The sequence below is a fragment of the bacterium genome, assembly GCA_016699125.1.
Lineage (GTDB): Bacteria > Babelota > Babeliae > Babelales > Vermiphilaceae > AWTP1-30.
In genome coordinates, this window is the sequence record CP064961.1 from 828,042 (window position 1) to 840,693 (window position 12,652).

The window sequence follows — 12,652 nt, forward strand, 5'->3', positions numbered from 1 at the left end:
GTAGCCGTTTATTAATTTTTAAAGCAAAATGAAAACTGACTAACCAATGAATAAAAAAAAGGAGGATCTATTGAGTATTTTAAGTCTTGAAAATATTTCCAAAAGCTTTTCGACCGGTATTCAACGGAAGGACATTTTACGCACTGTCTCGTTTGATTTTTGGCAGGATCATACGTATGCATTAATGGGAAAATCAGGATCGGGAAAGTCGACTCTGCTTCAGATATTGTGTGGGCTTTTAAAACCGGACTTTGGATCGGTCAAACTTGACGGCCAGGAGATTAATCAGTATGTGCAGGGTACGTTTGAAAGGTTTTTAAATGAAAAGATCGGCCTTATTTTTCAACAGCCTTATTTTATTCCAGAGCTCAATGTACTTGAAAATATTATGGTACCTCTGTTTGTAAAAACTGGTGACAAAGCACAAGCAACTGAAAAAGCTGTAGACTTACTTGAGCTTGTTGAGCTTTCTGACTATAACAATACACCCATCAAAGCATTGTCAGGTGGACAGCAACAAAGGGCAGGTATTGCTCGCGCACTTTGTAACCAACCATTATTTTTACTTGCAGATGAGCCAACCAGTGGACTTGACCAGGCTGCGGCAGCACACGTAACAGAAATTTTAAAAAAAGCACATACAGAGTATAATGTTGGCATCATTTTATCTACACATATGCATGATATTGCATCGCAAATGGATTATCAGATCGAGCTTTATCAGGGAATAGTACGTTTCAAATAATGCTAAGTTCAGGATAAAAGGTATGTTTAATAGAAAAACAATATTAAAAAAAACATTTCAAGTCGGTTTTTTAACGCAATTAAGTAGGTTTTTAGGAGTCATACGCGAGGTTTTAATGGTGCAATACCTCGGTGTTGGGGTTCTTTCTGATGCATTTATTACGGCATTTAAAGTTCCCAACTCTTTACGAAAAATTTTTGCAGAGGGAGCTCTTTCTGCCGCGCTTATCCCATCGATTGTTCAAGTATCAAAGCAAAAAAAACAGACTGATTTTGCGACACAGTTTATCACCGCGGCATTTCTGTTTTTTGAAGGCACCTGCTTTCTACTCGCTTTATTGTTTATGATACGCTCAGAAAATATCATAGATCTTATTGCCGTAGGTTTTTTACCAGAACAGAAAGCGGTCGCAAGCAGACTCCTTTTTATTTTAATGCCATTTATTTTATGTATTTCAATATCCTCTTTATTTGCAGGGGCATTGCAAGCACAAGGCCATTTTTTAATCCCAGCAGCAGGACCACTCGTTTTAAACATATTTTTTTTAGCAGCATTGACCTTATGTCTATTCAAACAGCTGGCCGTTTCATACTTATGTGTGTTCATAGTTGTTGCTGGAATGGTGCAGGCATTTATTCATTCCTATGCATACTATTTTTATCAGGGTGGTTTTTCATGGCCTGACAAAGCCGTTATTTCACCATTAAAACATATGATTAAAAAATTTCTGCTCTGTTTGCCAAGTATCTCATTTTCTGAAATAAACCTTTTTATTGATACCACCTTTGCATCATTATTGTCCTCAGGTTCTATTTCATTGTTATATTATGCAAATCGATTTATGGGTATTCCGTTAGGTGTCTTGGTTGGATCATTGACCACCGTGCTTTTGCCACAACTTTCACATATTGCACTCAGCTCTCCAAAACGGTTGTCTTTGTACATTTTTGAATCAATAAAGCTCATCTTATGGGTTACCATTCCCGTTACTATTGTGATGATCATTACAGCTCATCAGCTTTTTTATTCAACCTTTTTTTCAAAGAATTTTTCACTCGAACAGGTTGAAATAGCGGGAACGGTCCTTCAAGTATTCTGTGTGGGCCTTCCATTTTTGTCCTTAAATCGGCTTTTTTTGAATGTTTTCTATGCATTGCACAGAACATTTGTACCTGCAATAATTTCATTGATTTCAGTTGTTGTAAATATTGTATGTAACTATCTTTTACTGTATAACCTAAAGATTATAGGTTTGGCCCTTGCCACCTCAATTTCAGCTGTACTGCAGATGATTTTATTTATGATAGCATTGCATTATTATGGATACACGCTTTATCTGTCCAAACTTGCTGGGCTTTTGTTTAAATATATGATATGCTTGCTGGCAATTGGGATTCCGATAAAAAGCATTCACTACACAGTGTTGTTCTGGTTACCAAGTGGTGTTGTAGATATGTATGTAGGAACGCGATTTGGGTATTGGTTTTTGGCTGGGCCATTATCGATACTATTTTGTGTTCTCATTTTTCTGTCCCGCAAAAAAGCAGGGTTTCGTAGTTTTTTTATAGATTAAGGAATAAAGCGTATGAAAAATATTTATTCTGCTGGTATTGTAACGTATATAAAAGAAGGCAGTACCATCGAGTATCTTTTATTGAACTATCTGGGCGGTCATTGGGATTTTCCAAAAGGAAAGCTTGAAGGTGGTGAAAACAAATTTCAAGCAGCGGTACGTGAACTTGCTGAAGAAACAGGGCTAACCGCAGAGGTTCATCCAGGTTTTGAGGTCTCGTATTCGTATAATTTTAAAGACAAGCTCCGCCAGCCGATCTCAAAAACGGTCTATTTTTTTGTTGGATATGCATCAAGCAAACAGGTGGTCCTTTCACATGAACATCAACATTATAAATGGCTTGATTACGAACAGGCACTTTACATGTTGACCTATGAAAATGCAAAAGGCGTGCTTGCAAAAGCTGATCATTTTATCAGAAGTGGTAATTTTTAAAGCAACCAAACAACGTTGAAATCATCATTGCTTTGTACAATAGAAAGGAGTGGAGCGCATCCACTCCTTTTCTATTGTACAAAAAAAATGTCCCTGATGTCTTTTTTCAAAAACATCAGGGACAAAAATGCAAGACCTGTTAAAAGACAGGTTATTATTCAGATAACTAATACTGTTAAATCAAGATTTAATGTATTAAAAACCAGCAAAAATCAAGATAGAAGCAGACATAATCCGAGGAGAGCACCGTAGTCGTATCTTGCACACATCAAACAGCTTATTCACGACAAATTCCTCAAAGTCAGCTTATCTTGTTTTAATCAATATCTAACTATAAATTCAAATTCAAATTAACCCATAAATGGGGGACCTGCTGGATCCAATACAACAATAGAAATCACAGCACTTGCAAGCATAACCATGGAGCGGTACTTTGAGAGTGCCATATATACACTAAGCAGCTTATTCATGATGAACTCCTTAAAATTAGCTTATCTTGTTTTAATCAATCTTGATCTAATTTTACTTCACAAATCCGTCAAATGGGGGACCTGCTGGATCTAACATAACAACAGAAATCACAGCGATTGCAAGCATAACCATGGAGCGGTACTTTGAGAGTGCCATATATACACTGAGCAGCTTATTCATGATGAACTCCTTAAAATTAAGATTGTAAAATACAGAAGTTAGTGTATCATCAATATTTGAAATTGCAAGCAGTTTTAAAACGCAGATTGCACATGAATGAAATGATACAGATTTTAAAAGACATTTTTGATAATAACGCATTCGTCCTGACAGCAAACGTGATCGCATTTTGCGTCAAGTTCTTTCTGATGGTACGGCTCCTGCGCCATCTACTTGATAACCCCAACAGGCCGGTGCCTCAAGCAATCATGTTTTACACGATCGTTTCAAGTGCGTTTGTTGATTTTGGCTGGATTTATGGGGTAATAAGTCGAAGTGCTCCTTATATTATCACACACCAAAATGCAATTTTTTTAGGACGGTTGGGTTGGGTAGCATTTATTATTCAGTATCACTCAATGCTACTTTTAATACAAAGTCTTTTGAGCAGCGAACGATGGGCGATTTTAAAAGAGCACAGATTTTTTACTGTTGTGAGTAGTATTTTTGCGGTGCACTTTTTGACGTTGGCCTTCTGGGCGTACGAGCTGGTTGACCGACCGGATCGACCACAGATTGAGTATCTCATGCGTAGTCTGTACAATGTGTATACCATGTGCATGATGGTGCCCTATATTTTGTGGATAGTCTACAGGCAGATGACCCGAACGGATATTCATATTCCGTTCATGGTCCGCCAACATACGCAGCTACTCATTTCGCACCTTTTCATTCCATATGTGTTGTCAGATCTGGTCAACATGAATCCGTTCAAATTCAGTTATTTTGCATCAGCAGTGCAAAATCAGGGATTTGTCGGATTTTCGGCGTTACTTTTAGCCTATTTTCTCTATTATTGCTCGCGACATGTGCTGAATATCGACATGTTCCCCGACAAAAAAAAGATGCTTTCTGCATTTGCAGATCCTGATTTTAATGACGAATTTCGTGACATACTCATCGATCTGAGCATGGTTGAACATGATTATCAGCTCATTCAGCACACACGTGGTTTTATTGCAAAAGCATTAAACATCGAATACAAACAGATCGACCTGCTGGTAAGGCCCGCAGAAGATTCAGATGGGCTCAAGGAAAACGAAGCAACCGGTGCATTCATGAATAGTCGCATGGCCACAGACAGTTACACGTTTGGCATGTTTCAGGGCTATCGTGAACGTATCGACTTTATTTTGCGTGAACTTGATAACCTCGTTGCGTACAACCGCTCACTCATGTTCAAGATTTTCAAAAGGAAACGAATTATCGATTATCACGAACTTGATTTTGCAAACTTTTATGATCAGAGTGATGTGTTGCAGATGATGATGACTACACTTGAAAACATCAACTGTGACGCGATTATTCCGGTCTTTGAAAAGTATGATATCACTGCGTATGTCATCATTCAAAAAGTAAGCCTCGTGGTGAGTTTTTCGACGAGACATACAAAGAGGCAGTCGGTGTGTTTGGAAGCTATCTTTCAGGTGTCATTACCAACTTTTATCATCGAAAACGAAAAGCGTTCGTTGACGAAGTTGGGCTTTTGCGCCAGGAGATCTTCAAAGATAAACAGGAGTTGAAAATGCTCAAAGAGAGTGTGAAAACCTTTCTTAATCAGCAGGAAACTCGTGAAGTTGGCATCTTTTTTATCGCAACAAACTGTTTTATCCCTGCAACTATTTTGCAACAACCTTTATCAACATTGACCTGAACAAAGATCATGAACATGAAGTAACCAAACAGTGCAAAGCACTCATTCAAAAGGTGACTGAACACAAAACGATGATCACCCGTCTGATCAAAACGGAGCAGGACAGTCGAGGCGTGCTTGCCATGGCCATTCCGCATCTTGACGAGAAACATATTATTATGGTGGTCGCCCACCCAAACATTGCCGACGTGATGCACAAGCAGCTTTTGGCACTGCCCTCTGTTGATGAGTTTGATTATCTGTTGCATCTACAATCAACCGAGTTAGGAAACCAGCTCCATTCCTTTCTTCCTATCAACACGCCACGGGGCATTGTATTAAAAGTTGCTATGTTAAAAAGTATCCTGTCACACAAAACAGTGTTTTTGGCTGCGAACGAGTCGATGCACTTGCGATTGCCAAGCTCATTCATCACGCAACCAAAAGAAAAGAGTTTAAAGATATCGATCCGATCTATTTTCCTGAATATCAGAACGGCATTTTCGGCATACAAGCATCTCCGTATGATCCACCCAAAGAAGCCGGCCTGCTTGAAAAACTTGATGGCGGCTCCCTGTTTATTGAACGTGTTGACCAGCTCCGCACGGAGGTGGCAGAAAAGCTGGTTGATTACATTAAAAAAGGGTCATTCTGCAAATTTTACAGCACCGAGGTCTTTCAATCAGACGTCAGACTGTTCTTGCATTCCACGATGGAACCGAACGATATCGACATGCTCAAAGATTCACCACTCTATCAGATCTGTAAACAGTCCTTTTTTGCCGCGCCCGATCTGAGTACCTTTGAACCTGACGACGTAGCTCAACTTATTGACGGATATACGATGCAGATTAGAAAAAACAGTGACTACAAAAACAAACCGTCACTCACCGCTTTACAAAAACAACGAATTTTTGTTCAAAGACCGCTTTCATTTGCCGCTTTGCGCAATCAGATCATGGTGTATATGCAAGAAAACTATTTAAATCCAACAGCGCCAGTCCAAAATACTGGACCGGTCATTACCGCAAGCTTTCTTGCCGCCGATGCCACAATCGAACGGGCTGCAAAACTAGGCAAAAATGCCTTGAAAGACAGGCACACCGTTGCCCTTTTGTGGTACCGCTTTGAAAAAAATCAGAACAAGATTGCTCACTATTTGGGCGTCAACCGATCTTCCGTTAGCCGAAGAATCAAAGAATATAATCTTGAGTAAACATTTCGAGCGGGGATTTCCCTTGGTCATTTCAAGTTGTGAAATGCCGCATCTGGCAGTAAAATCTGATGCATAAAAAATCCTTTTTTAAAAGTAATTTTTCAAGAAAATGTAAAGTAATTATAGATCTTGTATATAATTTTATCACTGTTAATATAGTTAAAAAAGTAGCTTATTTTAAATATTATTTTTAAACAGTTAAAATTACAATAAGGATAACAAGTGGCTCGAATAGTACATCTTTCTTTTTGGTCTTTACTCTTGGTTAGCTCGGCTGCACAATCGTGTGAAGATCAGTTACAATTATCTGGTAATAATCGAAAAGCGGTTATTTTTTCAGATGACTGTTTTTTGCCATCGTCTGATACATATACGCCCATCTTGCTTCCACCCTCAGTTGGCTATTTTTCTGAAAAGGATCAGTATTTTATGAGTCTTGCTGATGAGCATATGTCACCTGAGTTAAAAGCATGTAAAAATGAAGAAGATGTTTTTAGATTGATAAGTGACCATGAAAAAGAACAGGAAGAAAAATTTTTATCACACTTAAAATTTTCTGATCGTATGAAACTTGCACCACATATGAAAGCGATCGATCAATATTTTTCATTGTATCATATCATAAACATGACAGATCTATACGCTGATGAGGCGATGGAGATAATGGACCATCATCAAAGTCAGTTCTTTCCGCGTTTAAATGGACAAGAACATTCTGCGAGTAGTAAAGCCGATCTTCCGATTATACAAGCTTCTTCTGTTTACAAACATATTGTTCTTCCAGTAGCTGCACATTATGGCTTTCAATCGAATTCTATTTTACCGTTGGTTGGTGAACCGCGGCTCATGTATTTGAACAAACGAGGATCATTGCTTTTCAGGCTTGAAACAGTAAATGGTATTGCGCTTAACATAGCAAAGAAAGATGTTCAAAAAACTTCATTTACTTTCAATGATAAGGCAGTACTGCATTCAATGTATGTTCATGAATGTGGTGGTCATGGGATAAGTGGTGATATTTTAAAAATAGGATATGCAAAAAATTTTTTTTGGGAGCGCCCAAAAAAGTATGCAAAATTGCAGGTTGCTCAAGAACAGAAAGCTGACATCAACGGCATTTTAAATCCAATAGTTTTAGCAAAAAATCAAGGCTGGGCTGAGGCTCAGAGAAAAATGTTGTATTTTGGAGGAATACTTCATCATGCAGGAAATATGCAAAAATTTTCTGAGAAAAATCCTGTTTTTCAAGATACGACCCATGATCCAAATCTTGAGACAAATTGGGAGTTGTTTGGTTCTGCAAAAACAGATCAAACGCACCCGCCAGATGGCACACGAGTGATGGTATTTAAAAAGCTCTGGGATATTCTCACCAGCAAACAGATGTCGCATCGACTGTTGGACTTTCTTGAAAAATAAGCACTCAAACAATAAAAAGCTACGTTCTTTTACCGCATAGCCGAGTGAGAATACTTCATCTATTTTTACTCGACCTTTTTTTATGTATTTGGTACAACACCTATCAAGCATAACCTTTTCAAAAAAGTTTCTTTTCAATCAAACATAGACCCGGTTGTGGATTGTAATGAATATGTTAAAAGTATAAAAAACAGTTAAAAAAGGATGGTAATGAAACCTTTTAAAGATAGCGTGAAACATGCAGTAAAAGATTACTGGACACGGTTTATGCACTCTGTAAAAAATAACAAAATCTCCCGCGGGGCCTCAAATTTTATCAGATCAATGTCTGCACCTTTCAAAGATAACTGGCGTAGAAAAAATGATAAAAAACATTAAAAACCTCGTTTGGCAATCATGGCATGTCCTGTGTGTGCTCATTTTTACGTCGATGCAGGGGCAAACGCATTATTATAGCTCCACGATTAATCGACAGCACAATTGTAATAATCCTCTAGTTTTGACTAATTCAACAGTTGTGCACATGGACGAAGACATGTATTTTGCTACCTGCTTTCCTTTTGTTGCGGGGCCAACCTTTTTGCCAACTGATACAGTAACTTTTGTTTCAACAGATAGTAAACAGTGTATGTTTGCTTCGTATGCCACGATAGATTTCAGGCCTGTGTGTCCATTGGGTCAAAGCATCATTTTAAAAGGAAATATTCAGTGGGTTGTCAAACAGGGAGTCACTTTTATTTTGAATAATAATCTTGAAGTGCATGATGACGCACACCTTATTTTTGAAGATGATGATCTATGAAACGTGTAGTACTGATTACGTTATTTTTTCCGATGACAAGTTGTGCTGTGCACTGGTGGCAAGATTCAACCAAGCAGTCGGCACTGTTTTATTTTTTGCAAAACGATCATAACGAAAAACGTACAAATGAGATCGAATATACCTCGATGGTGCAGGGGTTCGCTTTTCATGCAAGCAAAGCATTGATGAAAGAAACAAAGCATCATGAAATAGTTCATAGTCCATTATCGCGCCTACTATTTCAGTCCTCAAGTTTTTCTCCTTCGCAGGCGCTGACGAATGGTAACAGTATCAGTCTGCTTGCGCCGCTGGTTGATCAGTTGATTGGACCACGAATGAAAATAGATCAGCGGGGTCTGTATGTCGGTTTGCAAGCATCATATAAAATAAATGATGAATGGAGTCTGGTTGGTCGTGTTCATCTTCCTTTTTCAAAAATAACGGTAAAAAAAACAGCACCTGCATTGACAGGAAAAAGTCTTTTTGGCGGACCTGTGGTGACAGATTTTTACGACAGTACAACTGATATTCCAGAGGGTGCCAACAAACCGATTGAAGGCTTTGCAATTCGACTTGACCTTGCAAGCAAGCTTCCGGCTACCATTAATCCCCCCGGAAATAAGGTACCGTGGATAACGTATCATGACTCAAGCTCGGGTAGATTTAAAATCAATGGAGAGCTCATTTATGATGTTCCTTTTGTAACAGTTATTCAAACAGCAAATGGAACAAAGCCCGCAACTCCGTATGGCATTTTAAAGCCAAATGCGGATCTGCTGCCAGCTCTTTCAGGTGCAGGAGCTGTTACTGGATTACGAGCACGACTTGATGAAACGATCGATTATACGCCGCTTGCAGGAAATCAGGCCGCACAATCAGATCTATGGCTTGTGCCGACGGCTGCCAATGTTGCAAGTACAACTATTATCAATTTCCAAGCTTATTCGATTTTGCAAAATTTTAAATCACTTATTGCGAATGTATATGAAACGCCTGAGGCATCTTTTCAGGATAATAATGTCTCATTCGATGATTACCACAAAAGTGGCATAGGCGATATGCAGTGTGATCTTTTTGCGCGATACCATATCAATAAAAAAGATTTCTGTGAATGTGGATTCTCTTTTGAAGTTCCCACGTCAAAACAGATTACTCCGGAGGATTCTTCAGTTTTTGCAGTTCCGTTAGGGAAAAATGGACATGCGACCTTTTCAAGTGCAGTGCGTGGCATTCATAATGCCGGATATCTTTTTGACATTGCCTGGTCATCAACGATTGGTCAAGTATTGAGCACACAAGAATACATTCCGGCAGCGTTCATGGGAGCGACAGTGACCAATTTTAATCCATTAACTCCTGCGTTTACCTCCTGGACCACGGTAAAAAATAGTATCGATCTTTCGTTAAAACTGCCATCATATTACCAGTCAATGGGGAGTCTCATGCTTGTCTGTGGTTATGAGTTTTATTTTAAAAGCAAAACAAATATACGATTTGTGTATGCAAAAGCATATGACGGAACTGGATCCTTGCAACCATTAAATGCGCAACTTGCCTCCAAAAATTCACAACAACAGTCACATACGATCTCTGGTAAACTGTTTTACAAGCATACATTGGTTAACCTTTTTGGGTCTTTTGAATATGTGGTAGGTGGTAACAATACACCGTGCAGGTCTGGATGGCAGATCGGAATTGAAAAAACTTTTTAAATAAGGAGCATGTATGTTTTGGATGAGTGCATGTATCATGTATGCTCAACTTCTCTTTTTTTCCTTTGTAATGCATGCAGATAGTATGTTGATCGTTGATACAGTGCCGATTGTCAATAGTACTGTTTTACCTTCACCGGCGGCAACAGATAATGTTCGATTTATTACGGTCTATCTGCCAGCTCAGGCGATGCAGGCAAATAATAGGAAGCGATTTCCGACGGTCTATTATCTGCCAGGTTTGGGTGGAACGCATGCAAGTTTTACGGTGGGTAACAAAAATCTGATGGACGAGCTGATTAAAGAAAATGAGATTGAGCCATTTATTGTTGTGCATGTTGATCCGAGTTTGGTTACTGGCATTGATGTTGATGGCAAAAGAAGATATCAGGGTACCTGGTATGTTAACAGTGAACTGAATGGAAATTTTGAAGATTTTATCGTCAATGACCTTATTCCTTACGTTGATGCACATTATCCAACAATTCCAGATGCTTCCTATCGAGCAGTGATGGGACAATCGATGGGTGGTTTTGGATCAACGTATCATGGAATAAAACATCCAGAACTTTTTACTGGTTTTGCACAAGCAAGTGGAACCCCATTTTTTTTAATGACACAACCAGATGTTTTGCTACCAACAGTTGCTCAGTCCGCACCTGGTCATCAGATGTTTACGTTTAATAGCTTTATTATTCCAGAAATACCATCAAATGGGCCCAATAGTGGCAAAGTAACACCAGATAATGGTCAATTTTCTTTTTCAATATTTTCATACGCAGCAGCCTTTTCACCAAATCTTTCAAATCCGCCCTATTACGTTGATCTGCCTTTTGAAGTAAACGATCAATGGGAGCCGATCTTTGTAACAGGTGATTTTTTTATTAATAGTCCGATCAATGGAGTTCAGATAAATACCGGCAAATCACTTATCCCACGTCCGGACATTATTGCAAAATGGCAAACGTTTGACCCCTTTTTATTCTTAGACTCAGCAGTGAATACAGTATCCCAGCAAGCAATTTATCAGGATGGCGGAGCTTCTGAGCCATTAAATGCCGCTGGCGCGCGGACTTTCTCAGATAAGATGGCTTTACTTGGTATTGATAATGAGTATCTGCTTTACAACGGTGGACATGTTACCTGTTTGACTTCAGAAACCTGTGCACGTCATCGAACGATGTTTCAACGCATGTCAGCACAGTTTGCACGCAACAAAAATCTTAAAAAGAACACCATTAAGCTTGTTGGACAAGGATCAATAGTCTTAAAAAATAATGGACAAGCGACCATTGCCGACAATACCGTTGTGAGTGTGCAGACCGATATGCCAACAGATATTCATGCAACACAGGTATCTTTTGATATTCAAGACAATGGTTATTTTGCAATCGGAAACAGTAGTCAAAGTGCAGTTGGTGCTGTGCTTCAGTTTGGCAACAGTTATTCAAAGGCAGTATTCAAACAGATAGCATCGATTGAAACTGATACCATTGACGGTGCGTTGCTTGTAAATGGTAAAGGAGCACGCTGTATAATTAACAATAACAGTGTTTTGGCAATTGGAGCTACTGTTAATGGAAATCGTTTGCCAACAATCAAACAGGCGGCTTTTTCAAGTTCGACCAATCTTGCTTCATTCAACTTTTCAGTTTTAAATGGTACGTTTACGGCACAACAGGCCAGTTCCTCTGCTGAAAACAGCAGTGCTGCCATTATTATTGGCCAAGATGCCAACTACCGTTGTATCGTCAATCCTGAGCAAAGTTTATTGCAGGGGGGCTGTAATATGGTACTGTTACATGACTGTATTACGCGCCACCCACTTGCGCTTTCGACCGTTGGACAGCAACAACCTGGCGGTATCAGGAATAATCTCAATATTAGCCAAACTATAATCGACTATTTTACAAAATTACCCATTAATTCTGATATTTTTTACACAAATAGTATCCAAGTCGGTCTTTTAACAACCGTATCATTGATGGATAACACGATTGCTCAGCAGACTAGTCCATTTAACTTAAACAATGCAAATACCGCACAGGAACTGTTTGAATTTCTGGCTACTACAGAAAATGATGCCTATAATAATGCTGGCACCATGATCAAGGAGGCAACGGTAGGCTTGGTAAATGGCAAAGCCGTTATTGTGTATGTTGACCAGGGCGTTATCGTACGTATTCCGGCTGAACAGGTACCTTTGGACCAGGGGCAGTCGATCGACTTTGTGAAGGTTGCTCAAACGACTGGCGTTGTAAATATCTGGATCGAAGAGGTTGATGGCCAAAGAACCTTGATACGAGTTGATGAAAAATAAAGAAACGTAAGTATAAATTTCAAAGCTTAACTTTTTTATTTTTAGAAATTTAAAAATATTTACAATAACAATTAAATTGACTTTGTTATAAATTCTTGTTTACAATG

The 12,652-nt window shown here is 38.9% G+C and carries 9 protein-coding genes; all 9 read left to right on the forward strand.

What is annotated here, in order from left to right; genetic code table 11:
* Nucleotides 1–46 precede the first annotated feature (46 nt).
* The 9 genes from IPG37_03970 (at nucleotide 47) to IPG37_04010 (ending at nucleotide 12,545) form a co-directional block, all read left to right on the forward strand.
* Nucleotides 47–745: an ABC transporter ATP-binding protein gene (locus IPG37_03970; GenBank protein ID QQR53587.1), complete on the forward strand. Its 699-nt coding sequence runs from the start codon at nucleotides 47–49 to the stop codon at nucleotides 743–745.
* A 22-nt stretch (nucleotides 746–767) separates the two neighbouring features.
* Entirely contained in the window at nucleotides 768–2,318 is a 1,551-nt protein-coding gene (gene murJ, locus IPG37_03975) for a murein biosynthesis integral membrane protein MurJ (GenBank protein ID QQR53588.1), read from the forward strand.
* A 12-nt stretch (nucleotides 2,319–2,330) separates the two neighbouring features.
* Nucleotides 2,331–2,753, forward strand: a complete 423-nt coding sequence (locus IPG37_03980; GenBank protein QQR53589.1) for an NUDIX domain-containing protein — start codon at nucleotides 2,331–2,333, stop codon at nucleotides 2,751–2,753.
* A gap of 743 nt (nucleotides 2,754–3,496) precedes the next feature.
* Nucleotides 3,497–4,966: a hypothetical protein gene (locus IPG37_03985; protein QQR53590.1), complete on the forward strand. Its 1,470-nt coding sequence runs from the start codon at nucleotides 3,497–3,499 to the stop codon at nucleotides 4,964–4,966.
* Between the two features lie 384 nt (nucleotides 4,967–5,350).
* Nucleotides 5,351–6,292 (forward strand): sigma 54-interacting transcriptional regulator, encoded by a 942-nt coding sequence (locus tag IPG37_03990; protein QQR54285.1) that lies wholly within the window; start codon nucleotides 5,351–5,353, stop codon nucleotides 6,290–6,292.
* A gap of 222 nt (nucleotides 6,293–6,514) precedes the next feature.
* Nucleotides 6,515–7,711 (forward strand): hypothetical protein, encoded by a 1,197-nt coding sequence (locus tag IPG37_03995; protein ID QQR53591.1) that lies wholly within the window; start codon nucleotides 6,515–6,517, stop codon nucleotides 7,709–7,711.
* Between the two features lie 361 nt (nucleotides 7,712–8,072).
* The gene (locus tag IPG37_04000) at nucleotides 8,073–8,513 is read left to right on the forward strand and encodes a hypothetical protein (protein QQR53592.1); all 441 of its coding nucleotides are present in this window, start codon (nucleotides 8,073–8,075) and stop codon (nucleotides 8,511–8,513) included.
* Entirely contained in the window at nucleotides 8,510–10,225 is a 1,716-nt protein-coding gene (locus tag IPG37_04005; protein QQR53593.1) for a hypothetical protein, read from the forward strand. The genes IPG37_04000 and IPG37_04005 overlap by 4 nt, the downstream gene beginning before the upstream one ends.
* Nucleotides 10,226–10,238: 13 nt before the next feature.
* Nucleotides 10,239–12,545, forward strand: coding sequence for a hypothetical protein (locus IPG37_04010; GenBank protein QQR53594.1), 2,307 nt, complete (start codon nucleotides 10,239–10,241; stop codon nucleotides 12,543–12,545).
* Nucleotides 12,546–12,652 lie beyond the last annotated feature (107 nt).